Origin of the sequence: Actinocorallia sp. B10E7, assembly GCF_039871655.1 — a bacterium.
Taxonomy (GTDB): domain Bacteria; phylum Actinomycetota; class Actinomycetes; order Streptosporangiales; family Streptosporangiaceae; genus Actinocorallia.
In genome coordinates this window covers 169,477-189,816 of the sequence record NZ_JBDPLZ010000006.1, presented here as the reverse complement: position 1 = coordinate 189,816, position 20,340 = coordinate 169,477, and the positions used below count along the sequence as shown (strand labels likewise).

The following is a 20,340-nucleotide window of genomic DNA, read 5'->3' as shown; positions in this document are numbered from 1 at the left end:
GAAGACTGTGCGCCGATGAGCCTGCGGAAGACGGGAAAACGCATGAAAGCCCAGCAGAGATCGATGATCCGGATTTTCCACGACGAGGCCGAGAACCTGGAGCATGTCCTGACCGGCCTCGCCCCGCACGAGTGGGACCTCCCCACAGCCTGCGTGCCGTGGGCCGTCCGTGACCTGGTCGGCCACCTGACGGTCGTCCTCGCCTGGCTCCCCGGCATGCTCACGGCGCCCGCACCGCCCCGCGCCGAGGTCTCGGCCGCCGCCTACTACCGGCCCGACGCCCGCTTCTCCCCCGAGACCGCCGCCGCCCGTATCTCCCTGGCCCGCTCCCGCGCCTCCTCCCACGACACCCCCGCCCACCTGCTCGACGACTTCGCCGCGACCTGGCGTCTCGCCCACGCCCTGTGCGAGGCCGAGCCCGCCCCCCGCGTCGTCCGCACCCGTCACGGCGACGCCATGCTCCTCGCCGACTTCCTCCTCACCCGCCTGGTCGAACTCACCGTCCACGGCCTCGACCTGGCCACCGCCCTCTCCCGTCCGGCCTGGCCCACCCCCCGAGCCGCCCAGGCCGTCGAAGACCTCCTCCTCAACGGCGCCGGCCGCCCCCTCGGCTGGGACCGGCCCACCTTCCTCCGCAAAGCCACCGGCCGCGCCCCCCTCACCCGCGACGAGACCCGCGCCCTGGACGCCCAGGGCGTCACCTGGCTCTCCCTCGGCTGAACGCCTCTGGACGCCGAGGCGTGGACCGTCTCCGCGGCTGCCCACGATGCCCACCTTTTTGTGGGTACTTGTCGTTCGGGTGGGGCGGGTCGAAGCTTGGTCGTGGGCGGCCGGAAGGCCGTCGACGCCAACTGAGGAAAGGGGGGCGGCGTTGCGTCAGCGGACCGGCCGGGAACCGGCCAGCCTCTCCAGGCGGCGGTGGCCCCAGTCGGAGAGAGGGGCCAGTGCCTCGGAGAGGTCACGGCCGAACGGCGTCAGGGAGTACACGGTCTTCAACGGCCGAACGTCGTGCACCTCGCGGTGGACCAGGCCGTCGGCCTCCATCTCCCGGAGCGCCTGAGTCATCACCTTCTCGGTGAGCCCCGGCGCCTGCCGGAGCAGCTCACCCGGACGGTACGGGCCGGATTCCAGAAGCCAGAGCAGGAACGTCTTCCACTTGCCGTCGATCACGGCGATCGCGGCGGTCACCCCGCAGACGTTCAGGTCCTGGGCACGGCTGCGCGTCATCTTCCCCCCGTTCATCGTCTTCCATCATTTGTAGAGGAATTTCGGCATGCCTTCGTACAACGAGCAGACCACCGTCACCGTGCTCGGCCTGGGACCGATGGGCCGGGCCCTGTCCGGAGCGTTCCTGGAAGCCGGCCTGCGGACCACGGTCTGGAACCGGACTCCGGGCAAGGACCGGGAACTGGTCGAGAAGGGCGCGGTCGGCGCCCCGTCACCCGAAGCCGCTGTCGCGGCGAGCGGCCTGACCGTGGTCTGCGTGGTGAACTACGACGCGGCGGACACCATCGTGCGCCGCGATCCGGTGACCGCGGCCCTCAAGGGACGCACGGTCGTGAACCTGACCGCCGACACCCCCGAACGTGCCAGGGAGGCCGCCTCCTGGGCCGCCGAGCACGGCATCGGCTACCTCGACGGCGCGATCATGACCCCGGCCTCGACCATCGGAACCCCTGACGCGGTCTTCCTGCACAGCGGCCCCGAAGCGCTCTACCGGGAGCACCGCCCGGTGCTGGACGTCCTCGGCGGCACCCACACCCACCTCGGCGAGGACATCGGCCGGGCGGCCGCGTACGACATCGCGCTGCTCGACATCTTCTGGACCGCCATGACGGGCTACGCGCACGCTTTGGCCGTCGCGAGGGCGGAGGGCATCACCGCACGGGAACTGGCCCCGTTCGCCAAAGGCATCGGTCAGATCCTCCCCCCGATCTTCGAGAAGGAGGCCGAAGAAGCGGACAGCGGCCGTTTCTCCGGCGAAGGCAACCCGCTCACCTCGGCGGCGTCCTCCATGGCCCACATCATTCAGGCCTCCGAAGCCCACGGCGTCGACGCGGGCGTGATGCGCGCCGCCGAAGGCCTGGCCCGCCGCGCCATCGGCCAAGGCCACGGCACGAACGGCTTCATCCGGATCACCGAACTCCTGAACCGTTCCTCAACACTGTCCAGGAGCGCCCTGTGATCAGTGGCCTGCCCCGAACGGTGCTGGGCGGGCTGGTCCCCTGCTTTCACACACCCGGCGGCTTTGCGGATCGCGTCCGCGCAGCCTTGCGGGTGGGGCGGGTTCCCTCGCGCCCCGGGACGCGGCGTTCGGCCTGGGCGGTCCGATGCCCCGCACCATCACTCCGGTGATGCGGGGGCGGTGCCGTCCGACGCCGGGCGCCGTGTCCCAGGGCGCGTCGCCCGATCACGAGGCTCGCGGCCTCGTGCCGGGTGGTCTTGCGCGTGGTGGTGCTGGTGGGTTTCTGCCAGTATCTGGCTCCCCACACGCTGGTGTAGGCCGGATCCACCGCCACCACGGCGAGATCGTGCTCGGCGGCCATCGACACCAGGCGGGCCTTCAACCTGCTGGTGGGGATGCCGGAGATGACCTGGCGGAAGCGGCGGTTGCGGCCGTGCTTCTCGCGGGTGGTGGAGTCGGTGAAGTCCAGGTCCTCGATCGCGATCGCTTTGGCGCCGGTGCGGCGGGTGTAGTGCAGCAGCCGGGTGAGAGCGTGCCGCAGCTGGGCGTCCCGGTGCTGTGCGGTACCGGACAGGTCGTAGTCGAAGCGTTCCGGTCTGCCGATCGGGTTGCCGTGCACGTCCAGGCGCCAGGCGGCCAGATGGTCGGCGTTGGTGTCCACCGCCACCATCCCGCCCGCGCGTGCCGCCTCCAGGGGGAGGATCTGCACGGGCGGGCGCTGCCAGGAGGCGTCCACGTACCAGCGGCCCCGCTGCGGGTCGAGGTGCAGGCGGTAGGCGACCGCCCGGTCGGCGGCCACCCGGTCCGCCCATTCCCGGCCGCGGTGGGCGAAGGAGACCCGGGCGGCCAGGACGTACCGGCCGTGGGGGGCGTTGGCCAGTCCGGCCAGGGGGGCGGGGAGTTTGAGGCTGACCTGCCCGTCGGGGGTGATGCGCAAGGTCTCGTTGCCGTACCGTTTGCCGCTCTCGCCGTCGGCGGCCAGGAACCAGCGGGCCGCCTGCCACCGCTGCCGCCACTCCTGCTCGCTCAGACCGGCTTCCCGCAGGTGGTGGCGGGTGCGGGCCAGGGCGCGGCCGCCGCGCACCACGTGTACCCTCCCGGCGGCGAAGTCGGCCTTGACCTTCTCGCGGCGCTCCTTCAGCAGGGCCAGGCGGCGGGACTTGTGAAACCACTCGCTCCGCGACCGGTAGCCGCCCGGGGCGCGTTTGTTCCCCTTCTCGCCCAGGGGCAGGGCCAGACGACGGCCGATGGTGTCGATGGCGGCGTCCAGGTCACTCAGGTGGGCGGCCTGGGAGCGCCGGGACAGCGCCCACTGGTCGTGGGTGGCCTTGGTGATCGACCCCGCCCACCGCGACGACGATGCACCGGTCAACTTCCGTTTGCGCTCCGCCCACCGCTGCGCGGTGTGGGCCAGGCCGTCAGCACAGCGGACGGCCAGATCCCGGCCCGCCAACGACCCCAGATGCGCACCCACCCGGCTCAGCACCTCCTCGTCCCGGGGCGTGAGGCTCTTGAGGCGGGTGCGGATCGACACGCCCCGGGGCTGGGTGGCGACGAACGGCGGGGTGATCGGCCGCAGCGGCCCCACTCGCTCAGCCATGCCGGGCCGTCCGCGAAGCCGAGCGGCAGTCGTGGATCGCTGGCATACCGCACCCCTTCCCACCTGCCCGAGGTCACCGGGTGTGACCGCAAGACAACCTACTCCCGGCGCTGCGGGCACGGACGGGAAACCCGGAAACCTCTTCGAGCATCCGGAGAGACCAGCGACCGACACCCGGCCGCCGAGACCGGCCGCACGGGATACGCCGCGAGGTCCACGGACGACCAGAGAAACCTCACGGACGCTCCTGAACACCCGACCGGCAACAGCTCATACCCCCGACGGGCGACCGGGTGCAATGATCACGAGCGTGGTCGGCGTCGGCGCGGGCGCCCGGCCGGGAAAGAAGACCTCCGGAGCGGGGGAACGGAGCCGAACTCCGGACCCCGCGCGGAGGTCTTCTTCGCGTCTCACCGTGACACGGGCACCGCCGGACCGGCCCGGCAGGGCTCTCCCGCACCGCCCGGCGATGACCTGACGGGTTATTGAGGGCGTGGCCGGGGCGGTGACACGCTCTTGCCGATGGGCGAGACCCGCCTACGGAGAAGGAGGCTTGCATGAGCACGCAGACCGGAGCGCTTCACCAGCCCGCGACCGCCGACGCCTCGACCCTGCTGCGCCGGATCCTGTGGATCGACGGTGTGAGCACCGCCGCCTCAGGCGTACTCCTGCTCGCGGCGGCCCGGCCCCTCGAGGACCTCCTCGGCCTGCCGACGAGCTGGGCGATCCCCCTCGGTATCGCCCTGCTCGGCTGGGCGCTGGCCGTCGTCCTCGTCGTCGACCATCCGCGTATCCCCCCGCGGCACGTCACCTTCGTCATCACGGGCAACGTCCTGTCGGCCGTCGGCCTCGTCCTCCTCGCCCTGACCGACCTGGTCCCCCTCACCGGCCTGGGCGTCGCCTTCATGCTGCTCATGGCCGTGGTGGTGGCCGCCTACGCCGAACTCCAGTTCATGGGCCTCCGCCGAGCCGAGAAAACCTCCGACCGCTGAGCTCCCGAGGCCGCCTCCGTCACCCGCGCGGCTGACGGAGGAAGGGTGGTGCTGGTGCCACCTCGGAAAGAGAGATCAGCGGGAGGGACTTCCACCACGGGATCCGGTTGCCTTGACGTATCGGGAGAAACGATGCGGAGGGGCGGAGATGACGGGGTGGCTGGCCGCGAACGCGGCGTCCGTCGGGATGTGGGGGGCGCTGGTCATGGTGCTGTTCATCCCGGCGCTGGAGGCGGCGCTGCCCCTGATCGGCGTGGTGGTCCCCGGGCAGACGGCCGTGATCGCCGGCGGGATCCTCGCCTACCACCAGCGGGTTCCGCTCGCGGCGATCCTCGTGGCCGCACTGCTCGGCGCGGTCGCCGGCAACTTCGCCGGGTATCTGGCGGGGCGTCGCTGGCAGGAGGGACTGCTGCGTAGGGTTCCCGCCCGCTGGCGCAAGCCCGGCCACACCGACCGCGCCCTGCGTCTGATCGCGGGTCACAGCGGCAAGGCCGTTCTGATCGCCCGTTTCACCGCCGGTCTGCGCACCCTCGTCCCGGCGCTGTGCGGCATGAGCGGCACGCCGCTGCGCGGCTACCTGGCCTGGTCCGTCGTGGCCGGCGCCCTGTGGGCGCCTGTCTGCGTGGCGCTCGGTTTCGCCGCAGCCCCGGCTCTCACCCTCTGAGGACCGGCGGACGGAGCCGGGCGTTTCAGTCGGCGGCGGCGGCGTTGCCCGTTGCGCGGGAAGCCGTCTCACCGAGCGGCCTGATCGTCGGGCAGGGCTCCTGTCTCGCCGTGCTTCGGCGGGAAGCAGGAGCCCTGCGGCCGTCCGCCGCGTGGCCTGCGCCGGGAAACCGGCGTGCCGTGTGGGGCGTGCTCGGCGGCCCGGGTCACGAGTACGTGGGTGGAGCCGCGCCGAGTTCGCGGGCCAACGCGCGGAAGGCGAGGCGCGAGATGACGAGTCGGGCACGGTCGGGGCTCTTGGAGTCCCGCAGAGCGATCCGGTCGGGGAGCACGGCGAGCTCGACGCAGTCCGCGAGGGCGCAGTGGCTGCTCTTCCGCCAGTGAAGGGTGGTGCTGTTGAGCTTCATGGTCTCCAAGTCCTCCCTGTTCAGAGACGAACCGCCTGGTCAGGTGGGAAGGCGGTTCTTCTGAGAAAGGAAAGCGGACCTGGAAGCCAGGACCAAGCCAGGACGTACCCGTGTCGCGGATTGGGGTCAGGCGATGCCCGAGCTGGCCAGGGGGGTGGGGATCTTCAGCCATCCGTGATGGGTGCGGCCCCCGACCGTCACCCGGATGTCGCGGGTGAAGTCGCGGGGCCGCAGACCGTCGTACTCGTGGTGGACCGTGTTCCAGTAGAGGTCTTCGGAGACGACCAGGGCCAGGGGGTCGGAGCTGGTCGCGAGAGAGCGTTTGAACCTCTTGTTGTCCAGAAGGCGGCAGGCGACGTCCAGGGCCTCGCCGAAGAAACCCCTGTCGTCCCGGTGGATCTCGCCGGCGTGGACGGCCACCCGCAGGCGCATGCTCCGGCGCAGCGATTCCTCCCACGGCAGCGACGCGTTGTAGTCCACAAGGGCCTGGGTCAGAGACGGGACGAGGCGGCTGATGAGGTGGCATTTGGGGATCTCGTCGGCCGGATGGATCAGGGCCATCACGCCGTCGCCCCGGTCCTCGTAGTGCTCCCGGTGCTTGTCGTCCACGCCGGCGAAGGCGAGGGAGTCGTCGAGCATCCGGTAGAGCTGCTCGCGCAGCTGTTCCTTGACGGGGTTGCTGCGGCTGGTGGAACTCTCGATGTCCAGCAGCAGGATGCTCCTGTGGATGGGGAAGGTCGTCACTTTCGTCCTCGGCTTCTGTGCTGACGTCCCAGGGGCGCGGCTCCCTCCAACGGCTGAGCCCCGTAAGGCATTCGGCCACCACCTCCCAGATATCTAGAAAACGGACATGGAGTGGCGGCCCGGGCCGGGCCCGCCCGTCAAGCCGGAGATCACCTTGTCCGACTCTTGCCGTAATGATAGCTGCAATCTGCCATGTTGCTAATATAACCTGGCAGTTCGATACTGTCATTGCGTGAGAGTCGTCTTGCAGCATGCGGTGTGCTTCCAGGCACAGCGACTCATACGATCGACGGTTGAATGCAAGCGTTGTCGTCCGTGTGGTTCGAGAGAGTGAAGTGAACTTCCGGAGCAGAGTGGTTCCTGTTCTGGAAGTGCCTTATTGGAGTTGAGGGAAATGGCATCGGATCTGGGTCCCGTCGTTCAGCGCGCGCTGCTCTCCACGGAACTGCTGCGACTGAGGAGGGAGGCGGGAAAGACTCAGGATGATGTCGCCAAAGCATTGGACTGGTCGGTTTCCAAGGTGATCCGCATCGAGGGGGGAACGGTCGGCACCTCCACCACGGACCTCCAGGCGCTGCTTCGCTTCTACGGGATGGCGGACGCCGAGAGAGTCGAGCGGATGACCAGACTGGCCAAGGGGACCAGGGAGCGCGGCTGGTGGGCGTCGTATCCGATCGAGGACCAGCAGTTCCGCAACTATCTGGGTTATGAGGCGGGAGCCTCCTACATCCGCGTGTTCCATCCCAGCCTCGTCCCCGGCCTGCTGCAGACCATGGACTATGCCAGGGTCATCCTGGGGCAGTTCGTCAAGGACGCGAGCGAGGAGAAGATCGAGACGCTGGCGGGCCTGCGAATCGAACGGCAGGACAGGCTCGCGGAACGCGAACCCGTCCCCCACCGGCACTTCATCCTCGACGAAGCGGTGGTCCGCCGGCACGTCGGCGCACTGACCAAGAACGGCAGGGGCATCATGCCCGCCCAGTTGCGCCACATGGTCGAGGTCGCGCAGGGCGACCACCTCACCATCCAGATCATTCCGTTCAACAAAGGGGCCCACTTCGGCATGCAGGGGCCGTTCACCCTGCTGGACTTCGACGCGGACCTCGGTGAGGTGCTCTATCTGGAGGGGCTCCGCGGAGGGGACCTCGTCATGACCGGCCGGGACGCGCAGATCATCAACTACCGGGAGAAGTACGAAGACCTCGAAGAATGGACGCTCAGCCCCGAGGAGTCCTGTGAGCTGATGACCCGGATCGCGGACGAGATGAGCACCGCCTGAGCCTTCGGGCTTCCTTCCGGGTTCTGCCGTGAACTGTCAGGAGTAGTAGGCAGAAGCTGTCATGGCACTTAAACTCGAGTCAGGGCCTGAAAGATCAATGGTGCTCTCGGTTTCCCGCTGAAGGTTTTTCACTTCGCATGGAGAACTGCAGGCCACCCGGGGGACGGATGTGATTCCAGGAGGCCCGTGTGACTCAGCTTGCGATGTCTCAGCTCACCTGGCGTAAGAGTTCTCGAAGCAACACGGAATCTTGCGTCGAAGTCGCGAACGGCCCAGGCGTCCTGGTCAGGGACAGCAAGAACCCGGAAGCGGGAATCCTGTTGGTCGGCAGATCCGCGTGGCGCGCCCTGATCAGCGAGCTCAAAGACGACGGATGACGCCCGGTGAAACGTGACGCCCTCCGGTCCCGGGACCGGAGGGCGTCGTTTTCGGCCGTGAAGGCCCGTCAGATCAGGTCGCGGACCGTCAGGGTCTGGTCGCGGCCGGGGCCGACGCCGATGGCGGAGATCTGCGCGCCCGACAATTCCTCGAGGCGCTTCACGTAGGCCTGCGCGTTCGGAGGCAGGTCGTCGAAGGACTTCGCGGAGGTGATGTCCTCCTGCCAGCCCGGCAGGTACTCCAGGATCGGCTTGGCGTGGTGGAACTCCGTCTGCGTGGAGGGCATCTCGTCGTGGCGGACGCCGTCGACGTCGTAGGCGACGCAGACGGGGACCTGCTCCAGGCCCGACAGCACGTCCAGCTTCGTCAGGAAGAAGTCCGTGATGCCGTTGACGCGGGCGGCGTAGCGGGCGATGACGGCGTCGAACCAGCCGCAGCGGCGGTCGCGGCCCGTCGTCACGCCGTACTCGCCGCCGGTGGTGCGCAGGTACTCGCCCATCTCGTCCAGCAGCTCGGACGGGAACGGTCCCGCGCCGACGCGCGTCGTGTACGCCTTGAGGATGCCGATGACGCTCGTGACCTTCGTGGGGCCGACGCCGGAGCCCGCGCAGGCGCCGCCGGCCGTCGGGGACGACGACGTCACGAACGGGTAGGTGCCGTGGTCGATGTCCAGGAGGGTGCCCTGGGCGCCCTCCAGCAGCACGACCTTGCCCTCGTCCAGCGCCCGGTTGATGATCAGCTCGGTGTTCGCCACGTACGGGCGCAGGCGCTCGCCGTACTCCAGGTACTCCTCGACGATCGGGTCGACCAGGATCGGACGCCGGTTGTAGACCTTCGTCATGACCTGGTTCTTCTCGCGCAGCGAGAGCTCGATCTTCTTCTGCAGGATGCCCGGGTCGAACAGGTCCTGGACCCGCACGCCCATCCGGGCGATCTTGTCGCCGTAGGCGGGGCCGATGCCGCGGCCCGTGGTGCCGATCCGGGCCTTGCCCAGGTAGCGTTCGGACACCTTGTCCAGGGCCCGGTGGTGGGGCATGATCAGGTGCGCGTTGGCCGAGATCAGCAGGCGTTCGCAGTCGATGCCGCGGGCCTTGAGGCCGTCGATCTCCTGGAGCAGCACCCCCGGGTCGATCACCACCCCGTTGCCGATCACGGGGACGACGTCGGGGGAGAGGATCCCCGACGGCAGCAGGTGGAGGGCGTAGGACTTGTCCCCGATGACGACGGTGTGTCCGGCGTTGTTGCCCCCCTGGTAGCGGACGACGTAGTCGACTTTCCCGCCGAGCAGGTCTGTCGCCTTCCCCTTGCCTTCGTCACCCCACTGAGCACCGACGAGCACGATGGCCGGCATCTGACGATCTCCTTAAGGCCAAAGATAAAGCCCCTGATCGCAAGTACGACAAGGGGCCTCTTGCGATCAGATCTTACCCGGCCCTGAGCTGGGAGGAAACAGCCGGGTCAGACGACCGCAGCGAAGCGAGGATCGGCTGGCCCTGTTTTCGGGGGTCTGGGGGTCGTCCCCCGGACGGACGGGTCAGCTCAGCGCCTCGGCGGCCTCCTCGCTGGAGTCCCGCAGGAACGTCCTGCAGCGCTGGGCCTCCTCCTCCTCGCCGATCGCCGCGGCGGCGCGTCCGAGGGCGGCCAGCGCCCGCAGGAAGCCCCGGTTCGGCTCGTGCGACCAGGGGACGGGGCCGTGGCCCTTCCAGCCGCTGCGGCGCAGCGCGTCCAGGCCCCGGTGGTAGCCGGTGCGCGCGTAGGCGTAGCACTCGATGACGCTGCCCCTGGCGAAGGCGCGCTCGGCCAGTTCGGCCCAGACGGCCGGGAAGGAGGGGAACTTCGCGGCGACCTCGTACGGGTCCGCGCCGTCGGCGAGCAGCCGGGAGGCCTCGGGGACGTCGGGAAGGTGGGTCGGGGGCGGGCCGCCGAGCAGGTTCTGGGTCATACCCGCATGGTAGGCAACCCGACCCCGGTCCCTCACCTCGAGGGTTACTTGATCTTCTTGCCCGCGGACAGCAGGTCCTCGCAGGCGGTGACGATCCGCGCGGCCATGGCGGCCTCGGCGGCCTTGCCCCACGAGCGCGGGTCGTACAGCTTCTTGTTGCCGACCTCGCCGTCGACCTTCAGGACGCCGTCGTAGTTGGTGAACATGTGGGCGGCGACCGGACGGGTGAAGGCGTACTGGGTGTCGGTGTCGATGTTCATCTTGATGACGCCGTAGGAGACCGCCTCCCGGATCTCCTCCAGGGTGGAGCCGGAACCGCCGTGGAAGACGAGGTCGAACGGCTTGTCCTTGCCGGTCTTGGCGCTGACGGCGTCCTGGAGCTCCTTCAGGACCTCCGGACGCAGCTTGACCGCGCCCGGCTTGTAGACGCCGTGGACGTTGCCGAACGTCGCGGCCAGGATGTAGCGGCCGTTCTCCCCGGTGCCGACGGCGTCGGCGGTCGCCAGCGCGTCCTCGACGGTGGTGTACAGCTTCTCGTTGATCTCGTTGGCGACGCCGTCCTCCTCGCCGCCGACGACGCCGATCTCCATCTCCATGATCGTGCGCGCCTTGACGGACTCGGCCAGCAGTTCGACCGCGATCTCCAGGTTCTCCTTCAGCGGCACGGCCGAGCCGTCCCACATGTGCGACTGGAACAGCGGCTCCTGGCCGCGCGCCACCCGCTCCTGGGAGATCTTGATCAGCGGACGCATGAAGCCGTCCAGTTTGTCCTTCGGGCAGTGGTCGGTGTGCAGCGCGATCTGGACGTCGTACTCGGCGGCCACGACCCGGGCGTATTCGGCGAACGCCACGGAGCCGGTGACCATGCTCTTGAGGGAACCGGACAGGTACTCCGCGCCGCCGGTGGATACCTGGATGATGCCGTCGCTCTCCGCCTCGGCGAACCCGCGCAGTGCCGCGTTGAGCGTCTGGCTGGAGGTCACATTGATCGCCGGGTATGCGAAGCCGCCCTGCTTGGCGCGGTCGAGCATCTCGGCGTAGACCTCGGGAGTGGCGATGGGCATGTGCTTTCCTCTCATGACGGGGCAGGTCAGCCACCGCTGCCGCGGTGGTGCCGCAGGAGGGTGCGGCGATGGTCTGCCTCAGTCCTTACTATCTCGTATCGCCGGTTCGCCCTTGGACCGGGGCTCTGCCTGCCGGTGCCCTCACCAGCGCGTCCCCGACGCTTAGGCCAACTTGGGCCACTCTGGGTTATTTCGGACGGATGTCCTCTTTGCGCTGCTGGTCGCTTTTCCCGGCGAAGTCGAGCTCGACCGGCGCATGCTCTGGATAGGCTCACTTCGTGCATCTTCTTGCCTCCACCCCGCTGAGCCCCGAGTACTGGCTCGGACTCTTCGGCGCGTTCGCTGCGATCGGTGTGCTGGCGATCATCTTCGCCGAGACCGGACTGCTCTTCGGGTGCGTCCTCCCCGGAGACTCCCTGCTGTTCACCGCCGGCATCCTCACCGCGGTGAACGAGCTCAACGGCGTCGAGTTCCAGCAGATCTCCCTGCCCGTGCTGCTGATCGGAGGGCCGATCGCCGCCATCACAGGCGCGCAGCTCGGGCACTGGCTGGGGGCCAAATACGGGCGCAAGCTGTTCGACCGGCCGGACTCCAAGATCTTCCGCAAGGAGTGGGTGGAGAAGGCCGAGTACTACTTCAACCGCTTCGGCCCGGAGAAGGCCGTGGTGATCGCGCGGTTCGTCCCGATCGTCCGGACGTTCCTCAACCCGCTGGCCGGCATGCTCGGCATGGACGCCAAGCGGTTCTTCGTCTGGAACTCCATCGGCGCGGTCATCTGGTGCGACTCGCTGTTCCTGCTCGGCCACTACCTGGGCGCCTCGGTGCCGAACATCGACAGGTACATCCTGCCGGGCGTCGTGGTGATCCTGGTGCTCTCGGTGATCCCGATCGTGCGCGAGGTCCTGAAAGGGAGGACCGAAACCAAGCGTCTCGGACAGTAGGTAACGGATAGGTTTATCGACCGCTGATCGGTCATACCGGTCGCCGCGCTGTCTTTGTGTCGATACCCTCAGGCCCGTGGGACGTCACCGAAATGACCCTCAGGGTCTTGCACGTATCGTGATCATCGGAGCGGCCGTGGCCCTGGTCATGGCCCTGGTCGTGGTCGGCGGTATGGCGCTGGTGAGCTCCCTGCAGTCGGAGTCCGATGCCCCCGGCACGAACTCCGAGACCGCGGCCGCCCAACCCCAGCAGGCCCGCGGCAACGAGCCGAACGACGGTGTCTACGCCAGGATCGAGATCGTCAAGGACGTCGAGATCTTCGCCGCCGCACCCAACAACGGCAAGGTCTACTGGACGGGTCAGGCCACCGAGGGCGACATCCGCAACATCATCTGGAAAGACCTGGACCTGACGATCGGCGACTCCTCGGCTGTCAAGATGTCCGTGGCCGGCAAGCGCTTCCCGCTCCCGGCCAGGAAGAACCTCAGCATCCAGTTCATCGAGGGCAAGCCCAGCGTCGTCGGCTGAGCCGACAAAACAGCGTCGTCGGCTGAGCCGACAAAACAGCGTCGTCGGCTGAGCCGGGAGTATTCCGGCCCGGCCGGAGGTTCTCGGCCGGGCTCCCGAAGATCAGAGGTCCAGGGCCTCGAGGTCGTAGGCGTACCGGTACTCCAGCCCCGCCTCCGTGATCGGCTGGGCCGCGCTGCGTTCCACCACGGTCGCCACGCCGACGACCGTCGCCCCCGCCTCCCGGGCCGCCTCCACGGCGGTCAGCGGAGACCCGCCGGTCGTGGAGGTGTCCTCCACGATGAGCACCCGCCGCCCGGCGATGTCCGGGCCCTCGATCCGCCGCTGCATCCCGTGCTGCTTGGCGGCCTTGCGCACCACGAAAGCGTCCAGGTGCTGTCCCCGGGCCGCCGCCGCGTGCAGCATCGCGGTGGCCACCGGGTCCGCCCCCAGCGTCAGCCCGCCCACGGCCGTGTAGCCCAGGTCGGTGGTCAGGTCGAGCATCACCCGGCCGACGAGCGGCGCCGCCAGCCCGTCCAGGGTCACCCGCCTCAGGTCCACGTAGAAGGACGCCTTCCGTCCCGACGACAGGGTGAAGTCGCCGTGCACCACGGCCTTCGTCTTGATCTCTTTCAGCAGCTCATCGCGATCGCTCACCCTCCAACCCTAGGACCCTGTCGCCGGGAGGCGTCACGCATCCCGCGGAGCTGTAACGATGGCGGTATGACGCCCGGCACACTCGTTCTCCTCGGTTTCCCTCCGTCCGGCAGGCTGCACGACGAACTGCGCGCCTTCGGGTACGGCCTTCTGGTGCCCGATCCCCGGGACTCCCCGGAGTCGGGGCCCCGGTACGTGGCGGGGGCCGCGCTGCAGATCGGCGCCGCGGATCCGCGGACGCCGCTGGTCCTGGTGGCGCACGGCGCGGCGGGCCCGGCGCTGCCGGCGCTCGGGGGCGCGCAGCGGGCAGCGCACCGGCTGGTCGGCGGGTACGTCTTCGTCGACGCGGAGCTTCCCGTCCCGGCCGGGGACTGGCCGGACGCCCCGTGCGGCTACCTGGCAACCTCGCCGGGGGACCCGCGGCTGGACGCGGCGCGGCTGCGGGCCTGGCGGACGGCCGAGGCGGGGGAGCTCGCGCCCGCGCTGCGGAGGCTGATCGATGACCTCTGAAAAAGGCCTCACCGGAAGAACGCTTTGTGGAATCCGCCCCGGCGACCCTCGGTAGCCAATAGGTTACGTTCAGGCGTGGGCAAAGGGGTTTCCATGGGTGAGCACGCGAGGCCGGTGCAGGGTGATGCCGTCCTCATCACAAGGGTCAGAGAAGGTGATGACGAGGCCTACTCCGTGCTCCGTGAACGGCACGGACGCGCGGCGCTGCGGCTGGCGGGGCTGCTGACCCGCGGCCGGGCCGAGGCCGAGGCCGCGGTGGCCGGGGCCTTCGTCGGGGTGTTCGAGATCCTGCTGCAAGGCGGCGGCCCGTCCGACGCCTTCCGCCCCTTCCTGCTCACCGCCCTGCGCCGGACGGTCGCCGGGCACCGGGACACCGAACGCGAGACCTTCGACCCGGACGTCCCCTTCGTCGATCCTGCCCTGCCCGGGCTGGAGGGCAGGCCGATGGTCCAGGCGTACCTCTCACTGCCCGAGCGGTGGCGGGCGGTGCTGTGGCACACCGCGGTCGAGGGGGAGGGCCCGGGCCGGGTGCCGCCGCTCTTCGGAATCGGCGCCGACGGCGTCACCGCGCTGGCGCAGCGGGCCAAGGAGGGGCTCAGGCAGTCGTACCTGCAGTTGCACCTGGCCGGGGAACTGTCGCCGGGGTGCCGTCCGGTGCTCGGCAGGGTCCGCACGTACCTGCGGGGCGGTCTGGGGGACCACGAGGCCGCGCGGGTACGGAGCCATCTGCGGGGGTGCGCGCGCTGCCGGACGGTGGCCGCCGATCTCAAGGAGGTCGACGGCAGGCTGCCGGACGTAGCGGCCCTCGTGCTGGGCACCGCGGCATCGGCCTACCTGGTGCCCAGGGGGGTCGGCCTGCCGTTCCGGTGGGCGGGCGCGGCGTTGGCGGCGTGGTGGTGGCGGTCGTCCCTCGGGAGGCGAAAGGGGGCGGTGGCCGGGGCGGTGGCCGCCGTGCTCGCGGTCGGCCTGCTCGTCTGGCCGGTGGACGGGTCCCCGCCTCCGGCGCTTCGGGGAGAGGCGCCGGGGGCGGCGGCTCCCGAGCCGGAGCGCCCGATGCGTTCGCCCTCCCGGAAGGCGCAGACGGACCGGGTGGAAAGGACGGGACGACCGGCCCGCACGCTTTCCCCCGGGCCGGCGCCGCCCGTCTCGCCGCGGTCCGTGCAGTCGCGGACGCCGCCGGGGCTGAGGGCGGACATCGGGACGGTGGGCGCGCTGGTACCCGGCCGGACCGGCATCGTCGTCCTCACGGTGCGCAACGAGGGGGCCGTCCCGTCCGGCGAGGTGGTGGCGGACGCGTCGCTGCCACCCGGTGCGGCATGGCTCGGCGCCGGTCCGTCGGGCTCCGTGGACGGAGGCTGGTCGTGCCGGCTCGCGGAGCGAGCGCTGCGCTGCTTCCACGCCCCGCTCCCTCCGGGGGCCGGCGCGTCGGCCCATCTCCCCGTCGCCGTGGCCCCGACCGCCGATCCGGGGACGTCGCCCTCGGTCACGCTCGCCGGGTCCGGGATCCGGGACCGCGCCTCGACCGGGGTGAGCGCGTCAGGGCTGCCCGCCCGGTTCGTCACCGACGGCCGGGTGAGCGTCACCATGACCGGCAACGTGCTGCTGAGCTGCCCGGACCGGGAGCCCGAGTGCGGGTCAGCCCGGCAGCGCAGGGGAGTGCGGCTCGACAACGACCAGTGGGAGATGGGCCGGCTCGACCTCGACGGTGCCGACGACACCCGAAGTTCCAGCCCGGCGGTGCTGGAGCCGCCGGGCCGGGTGCGCTGGGCCGGGCTCTACTGGTCGGGGACGACGGAACCGGAGAACGGCGGCCGGGACGCCGAAGGGCGGGTCCGGCAGGAGTACACCGCCAGGCTGCGAGGCCCCTCCGGGGGATACCGGACGGTCGAGGCGTCCTGGGTGGAACGGGTGAACCTGCCGGAGAGCCAGGCCTACCAGGCGTTCGCCGAGGTCACCGCGCAGGTGCGGCAGGCGAGGCGGGGCGGGGGGCGCTGGTGGGTGGCCGACGTACCCGCGCTCACCGGGCCCGGCGCGTACGCGGGCTGGAGCCTGGTGGTCGTCTCCGACGATCCGCGGGCGGAGCCGGGCAGGACGGCGGTGCTCGACGGCGCCCGGCTGCTCGGCGACGGCGGCGCGACGCGGCTGCGCGTCCCGCTGGGCGGCCTTCCGCCCGGCGGCCCCGCCCGGATCGGCCTGCTGGCCTGGGAGGGGGACGCCGCCCGCGCCGGGGACAGGGTGCTGCTCGACGGCAGTCCGCTGAGCTCGCCCAACGCGTTCACCGGCGCGCTGACGGAGGGGGGCAGGAACCTCTCCTTCGGCATGGACCTGTTGTCCTACCGGGCGGAGCTGGCCGATCCGTCCGTGCTGGAGGTCGTGTCCACGGCCGACACCGCGATGGTGGGGGTGGTAACGATAACGGCACCCTCTCGCCGCTGACCGGTATCGAGATTCTCTGTAAAGATGATGTGAACTCATTACGGACAGACCAGAACGACTGGTAACGTCCGCGCTGACAGTTACCTGCGTCACTCTGCCCGTCTCCGGGCTCTTGCGTACGTTCTGTGCGCAGTGAAGGATGGCGAGTCGCCGGAACGGCATACGGCACGAGTGGCTTTCACTACGCTAGAGCTACCCCAGGGTCGAGAGGTTCGGTGTTCTCGTGGATCGCTGTGCGCTGTTCATAGACGCCGGCTACCTGCTGTCGGACGGCGCCGTCGCGGTGCACGGAACCCGGCATCGCGAACAGGTCTCCTGGGACTTCGACGGGCTGCTCAAGCGGCTGGGCGAACTGGCGAGGGAACATTCCGGGCTGCCGCTGCTGCGCTGCTACTGGTACGAGTCCACGGTCGAGGGCAGACGCGGCCCCGAGCACGAGGCGCTGGCCGACCTCCCCGGGCTGAAGCTGCGGCTGGGCCGGAGCCGCCCGGGCCGCCGGGACGGCGTCGACACCGAACTGCACCGCGACCTGCTGACCCTGGCCCGCAACCACGCCATCTCCGACGCCGTCGTCATCAGCGGCGACGAGGACCTCGTGGGCGTGCTGTGCGACGCCCAGGACCTCGGCGTCCGCGTCACCATCGTGCACGTCACGGCCGACGGCAACTGGACGATCTCCCGGCTGCTGCGCCAGGAGTGCGACGACCTCGTCGAACTCGGCGCGGGCCAGCTCCGCCCGTACGTCAGCCTCCTGTCGGGCCTGGACCGCGCGCATGACACCGGCCCGTCGCCGCTGTCCAACGGCCACGGCACCACCACCGGCTCCTCTCCGCTGGCGGCGCTGCAGGACAGCGTGCACTCCCCGTCGGCGAGCCACGCCTCTCCGCCGTCGGCATCCCCGCTCACCTCACCGTCCGCGGCCCCCGCCGCGGTCTCGCAGCTCTCGGCCCCCATCAGCGGCGCGCCCTCGGTGCTGAACGGTCTGACCTTCGGCTCGAAGGACACATACGGCACGCAGGATCCCTACAGCACGCAGGATCCCTACAGCTCGCAGGAGCTGTCGCAGCCGAGCTACCTGAGCCCGTCGTTCGGCTCGTCCTCGTCTTCGTCCACGGGCCCGACTCCCGTCCCGTCGTTCGGCTCGTCCTCGTCCACGGGCCCGACCTCCGTCCCGTCGTTCGGCTCGTCCTCCACCGCGTCCGCAGGGCCGACCTCCACCCCGTCGTACTCCCCGACCTCGACGTCCCCCGCGCTGCCGCTTCCGGCGCAGTCGTCCTTCACCAGCCCCACCAGCACCGGCACCGGCGGCCTTCCCGCCTACCCGCTGACGCCTCCCGCCGCCCAGCCTCCGGCCTCCCCTCCAGCGCCGCCCCAGTACGGCTCCTACACCAGCCCGAACTCCCTGGTCCCCCAGACCCGCGCCTCCCAGGCGGCCCCGTCCCTGTCGGACGCCGTCCAGGCCGCCCACTCCGAAGGCCAGGACTTCGGCGAGTCGGTCGCCAGGGACGCCCCGGCCCTCTGGCTCGAAGCCGTCCTGGCCCGCAAACCCCGCATGCCCTCCGATCTGGAGGCCCGCCTCCTGCAGGGCTCCGCCCTGCCCATCGACTTCCTCCTCCACGACGAGGTGCGCCACGCCCTCCGCCGCGGCTTCTGGGACGCCCTGGAGCGCGCCCGCCGCTGACCACTCCCGGACCGCCCGCTCGCGCCCCGGCGCGCCCGCCGCGTGGCCCCTCCGCGTCGAGACCGCTGAGGAGCGGGGTGACGGAGTTTCGGGGAGGGCGCCGAAACATGCTCGCTGTTGGCGCGGGTTTAGACGATCTTGAGGATTTCTCCGGTTTCGGGGGCGACTCGCGGGTAACGTCATAGCCGTGATCCACGTGACCGAAGCCGATCTCGACGATCTGGAGTTCGACGGCCTGCGGACGGGACAGCACCGGGCGGCAGCGATGCGGCTCGCGGAGCTGGCGGACAAGGCCACCGGAGCCGGAGGCGTCTCCCGGGCCAAGGTGCTGCTCAGGGCCGGTGAGCAGTTCCAGCACGCCGGTGACCACGCGCGCGCCGCGGAGGTGTACCGCGAGGCCATCGAAGACGGCGGCGAGGTGTACGGAGACCCCCGGGTCTACCTGGCCGACGCCCTGCTGAAGCTGGGCGACCAGGCCGGGGCGCTGGACCTGCTGGCACAGGTCAGGGACAGCAGGCCCAGCGATCCGGAGGTCTACCGCAGCGTCGCCGAGGTGCTCTACGAGTACGGCGACCTGCTGGGAGCGCACACCTGGGCCACCCTGGGCGCCGACCTCGTGCTCGACCTGCCCGAACACGAGCGCGGAGACGCGAGCGACAGCCTCGAGGGGCTGCTGCGCCTGCGCTTCCGCGCCCGGGTCGATCTGGGCCGGCCCGAGGACGAGTACGACGCCCTGCTCGACGCCTAGCGCGTTCGCGCGGACGCCTTGCGCGTCCGCCTGTAGTCCAACGGAGCCCGGTGCAGCTCGGTCAGGGCGGTCGGAGCGGACGGGGCCTGCCACACCACCTCGTCCCGCGAGACCGTCGCGATCGCGTTGTCGAACCAGGGTCCGTCGGTGAGCCGCCAGCGCAGTGGCGGCCGGGGCACCCGCGCGGTCTTGGCGACGAGCCGCGCGGGGATGTTCCCCCACACCATGGCCGCCAGCCGGTTGGCCCACTGGAACTTCGCGCCCAGCGGGTTGCGGAAGGGCGAGCAGACGATCTGGTTGATCGGCAGCCCCTTCACCCGCGCCAGATAGCTGTAGTGCACGTCGCCGCCGAGGAACGAGATGTGCTCGGGCGCCCGTCCGCGCTGCCCGCGCGCCACCTCGGTGACGGCCTTGGCGACGGCCTCGAAGCTCTCCCCGAACGCGGCCCAGTGCTCCAGGTCGATGGCCTGGCGGAGCTTCTCCCCGAAACCGTTCCTGGTGTGGTCGTTCCTGCGTCCGCCTGCCGCGATCTTCTCGTTCCAGGCCTCGGCGTGGTGGATGACCGGCGGCAGCAGGAACGGCAGTGAAGTGGCGACGATGAGCTGGTCGACGTCCCCGGTGAGCTGCTCGTCGACCCATGCCTGCTCGCTGTCGTCGAGCATCGCGCGGCGGGTCTCGGTCAGCAGCCGCGACGCCCTGGTGTCGATGACGACGACCCGGGTGCCGCCGAGGTCGATACGGAAGGACCAGCGGGCCGTCGAGGGTTCGAGGTCGGCCCGCTCGGCGAACTCGTCGAGGAGCGCGCCGCCGTCGTCGGCCTCCTTGACCTGCTGGTAGAGCGTGTCCTTGCGGCGCTCCTCCGGGGTGAGGTTGCCCAGGTGCTGGTAGACCCAGTACGAGGCGAGCCCGCCGACGATCCGCGACTTCCACCAGGACTGCTCGGCCACCCACTGGCGCCAGACGTAGGAGGTGTTCCAGTCGTCCCGGACGTCGTGGTCGTCGAAGATGCTGTAGACCGGCACGGTCGAGAACAGCCAGCGGACGGCGGGGTCGGTCACCCAGGCCAGCCGGTACAGCTCGGTGTACTCCTCGAAGTCGGCGATCTCCTCTCCGGCTCCGCTGCGGATGTCGCGCCGCCCCTTGATGAAGTCGCGCATGCGCTCGCCGGTGGCGTCGGCGTAGACCTGGTCGCCGATCATCGTCAGGACGGTCGGCGGCTCGGCGCCGTTCTTGAGCTCGTGGGCGAAGGCGCTGAGCGCGTCTATCCCGTGCGTCTCCTGTGAGGCGGGCGAGACCCGGCACGATCCGAACGCCACCCGCGCGGGCCGTGACGGGTCGACCGTCCGGATCACGCTCGGCGGGAATTCGCTTCCCGGCTGCGGCCACACCTTCTTGCCGTCCAGCAGCACCTCGTAGGGCGTGGTGCTGCCGGCCTCCAGGCCTTCCACGTCCACCAGGGCGTAGTGGTGCCCGTGCACCGCGAACGTCGGCTCGGTCCGCCCGAGCACGCTCACCTCACAGGCCTCGGTCGTCTCCACCCACACGGTCGCCGTCTGCTCCGTGACGTTCCGGAGGAGTGGCCCAAGCACCAAAGCTGCCGTCATG

Annotated in this window: 21 protein-coding genes; 12 read left to right on the top strand and 9 right to left on the bottom strand. The window is 70.3% G+C overall.

Features of this window, described 5'->3' with window-relative positions:
• The first annotated feature begins 42 nt into the window (after positions 1-42).
• A complete protein-coding gene (locus ABGB12_RS22525; RefSeq protein WP_347681025.1) occupies positions 43-720 on the top strand; it encodes a maleylpyruvate isomerase N-terminal domain-containing protein in 678 nt (225 codons plus the stop codon).
• A 156-nt stretch (positions 721-876) separates the two neighbouring features.
• On the opposite strand, the gene ABGB12_RS22520 is transcribed toward ABGB12_RS22525, so the two are convergent.
• Complete coding sequence (locus ABGB12_RS22520; protein WP_347681023.1) at positions 877-1,227, bottom strand: helix-turn-helix domain-containing protein; 351 nt, start codon at positions 1,225-1,227, stop codon at positions 877-879.
• Positions 1,228-1,273: 46 nt separating this feature from the next.
• Here ABGB12_RS22520 and ABGB12_RS22515 point away from each other — a divergent pair, with 46 nt between their 5' ends.
• Positions 1,274-2,185, top strand: coding sequence for an NAD(P)-binding domain-containing protein (locus tag ABGB12_RS22515; protein WP_347681021.1), 912 nt, complete (start codon positions 1,274-1,276; stop codon positions 2,183-2,185).
• Positions 2,186-2,231: 46 nt separating this feature from the next.
• Here ABGB12_RS22515 and ABGB12_RS22510 read toward each other — a convergent pair whose 3' ends face one another.
• Complete coding sequence (locus ABGB12_RS22510; RefSeq protein ID WP_347681019.1) at positions 2,232-3,785, bottom strand: IS200/IS605 family accessory protein TnpB-related protein; 1,554 nt, start codon at positions 3,783-3,785, stop codon at positions 2,232-2,234.
• A gap of 557 nt (positions 3,786-4,342) precedes the next feature.
• On the opposite strand from ABGB12_RS22510, the gene ABGB12_RS22505 reads away from it, so the two are divergent.
• Together ABGB12_RS22505 and ABGB12_RS22500 are read left to right on the top strand one after the other, a co-directional pair.
• Positions 4,343-4,777: a hypothetical protein gene (locus tag ABGB12_RS22505; RefSeq protein WP_347681017.1), complete on the top strand. Its 435-nt coding sequence runs from the start codon at positions 4,343-4,345 to the stop codon at positions 4,775-4,777.
• Positions 4,778-4,925: 148 nt separating this feature from the next.
• A complete protein-coding gene (locus ABGB12_RS22500) occupies positions 4,926-5,441 on the top strand; it encodes a DedA family protein (protein ID WP_347681015.1) in 516 nt (171 codons plus the stop codon).
• A gap of 205 nt (positions 5,442-5,646) precedes the next feature.
• On the opposite strand, the gene ABGB12_RS22495 is transcribed toward ABGB12_RS22500, so the two are convergent.
• Positions 5,647-5,847, bottom strand: coding sequence for a DUF397 domain-containing protein (locus ABGB12_RS22495; RefSeq protein WP_347681013.1), 201 nt, complete (start codon positions 5,845-5,847; stop codon positions 5,647-5,649).
• A 126-nt stretch (positions 5,848-5,973) separates the two neighbouring features.
• A complete protein-coding gene (locus ABGB12_RS22490) occupies positions 5,974-6,591 on the bottom strand; it encodes a hypothetical protein (RefSeq protein WP_347681011.1) in 618 nt (205 codons plus the stop codon).
• A 394-nt stretch (positions 6,592-6,985) separates the two neighbouring features.
• Between ABGB12_RS22490 and ABGB12_RS22485 the strand changes: the two genes are divergently transcribed.
• Both ABGB12_RS22485 and ABGB12_RS22480 read left to right on the top strand, forming a co-directional pair.
• Positions 6,986-7,870 (top strand): helix-turn-helix transcriptional regulator, encoded by an 885-nt coding sequence (locus ABGB12_RS22485; protein WP_347681009.1) that lies wholly within the window; start codon positions 6,986-6,988, stop codon positions 7,868-7,870.
• 203 nt (positions 7,871-8,073) lie between these two features.
• The gene (locus ABGB12_RS22480) at positions 8,074-8,247 is read left to right on the top strand and encodes a DUF397 domain-containing protein (RefSeq protein WP_347681484.1); all 174 of its coding nucleotides are present in this window, start codon (positions 8,074-8,076) and stop codon (positions 8,245-8,247) included.
• Between the two features lie 68 nt (positions 8,248-8,315).
• Here the strand turns inward: ABGB12_RS22480 and ABGB12_RS22475 are convergent, their stop codons facing one another.
• From ABGB12_RS22475 to fbaA, 3 genes are all read right to left on the bottom strand, one after another.
• A complete protein-coding gene (locus ABGB12_RS22475; RefSeq protein ID WP_347681007.1) occupies positions 8,316-9,599 on the bottom strand; it encodes an adenylosuccinate synthase in 1,284 nt (427 codons plus the stop codon).
• A 183-nt stretch (positions 9,600-9,782) separates the two neighbouring features.
• Complete coding sequence (locus tag ABGB12_RS22470; protein ID WP_347681005.1) at positions 9,783-10,190, bottom strand: DUF3151 domain-containing protein; 408 nt, start codon at positions 10,188-10,190, stop codon at positions 9,783-9,785.
• Positions 10,191-10,234: 44 nt separating this feature from the next.
• Positions 10,235-11,254, bottom strand: coding sequence for a class II fructose-bisphosphate aldolase (fbaA, locus tag ABGB12_RS22465; protein WP_347681003.1), 1,020 nt, complete (start codon positions 11,252-11,254; stop codon positions 10,235-10,237).
• A gap of 278 nt (positions 11,255-11,532) precedes the next feature.
• On the opposite strand from fbaA, the gene ABGB12_RS22460 reads away from it, so the two are divergent.
• The gene (locus tag ABGB12_RS22460) at positions 11,533-12,195 is read left to right on the top strand and encodes a DedA family protein (RefSeq protein WP_347681002.1); all 663 of its coding nucleotides are present in this window, start codon (positions 11,533-11,535) and stop codon (positions 12,193-12,195) included.
• A 118-nt stretch (positions 12,196-12,313) separates the two neighbouring features.
• Complete coding sequence (locus ABGB12_RS22455) at positions 12,314-12,724, top strand: hypothetical protein (RefSeq protein ID WP_347681000.1); 411 nt, start codon at positions 12,314-12,316, stop codon at positions 12,722-12,724.
• A 102-nt stretch (positions 12,725-12,826) separates the two neighbouring features.
• Here the strand turns inward: ABGB12_RS22455 and pyrE are convergent, their stop codons facing one another.
• Positions 12,827-13,360 (bottom strand): orotate phosphoribosyltransferase, encoded by a 534-nt coding sequence (gene pyrE, locus ABGB12_RS22450; protein ID WP_347680998.1) that lies wholly within the window; start codon positions 13,358-13,360, stop codon positions 12,827-12,829.
• A 66-nt stretch (positions 13,361-13,426) separates the two neighbouring features.
• Here pyrE and ABGB12_RS22445 point away from each other — a divergent pair, with 66 nt between their 5' ends.
• The 4 genes from ABGB12_RS22445 (at position 13,427) to ABGB12_RS22430 (ending at position 18,735) form a co-directional block, all read left to right on the top strand.
• Complete coding sequence (locus ABGB12_RS22445; RefSeq protein WP_347680996.1) at positions 13,427-13,870, top strand: hypothetical protein; 444 nt, start codon at positions 13,427-13,429, stop codon at positions 13,868-13,870.
• Between the two features lie 93 nt (positions 13,871-13,963).
• Positions 13,964-16,306 (top strand): zf-HC2 domain-containing protein, encoded by a 2,343-nt coding sequence (locus ABGB12_RS22440; protein WP_347680994.1) that lies wholly within the window; start codon positions 13,964-13,966, stop codon positions 16,304-16,306.
• Between the two features lie 223 nt (positions 16,307-16,529).
• Complete coding sequence (locus ABGB12_RS22435) at positions 16,530-17,987, top strand: NYN domain-containing protein (RefSeq protein ID WP_347680992.1); 1,458 nt, start codon at positions 16,530-16,532, stop codon at positions 17,985-17,987.
• A 187-nt stretch (positions 17,988-18,174) separates the two neighbouring features.
• A complete protein-coding gene (locus tag ABGB12_RS22430) occupies positions 18,175-18,735 on the top strand; it encodes a tetratricopeptide repeat protein (RefSeq protein ID WP_347680990.1) in 561 nt (186 codons plus the stop codon).
• On the opposite strand, the gene ABGB12_RS22425 is transcribed toward ABGB12_RS22430, so the two are convergent.
• Positions 18,732-20,279, bottom strand: coding sequence for an alkaline phosphatase D family protein (locus ABGB12_RS22425; RefSeq protein WP_347680987.1), 1,548 nt, complete (start codon positions 20,277-20,279; stop codon positions 18,732-18,734). The two genes, ABGB12_RS22430 and ABGB12_RS22425, sit on opposite strands and share 4 nt — an antisense overlap.
• Positions 20,280-20,340 lie beyond the last annotated feature (61 nt).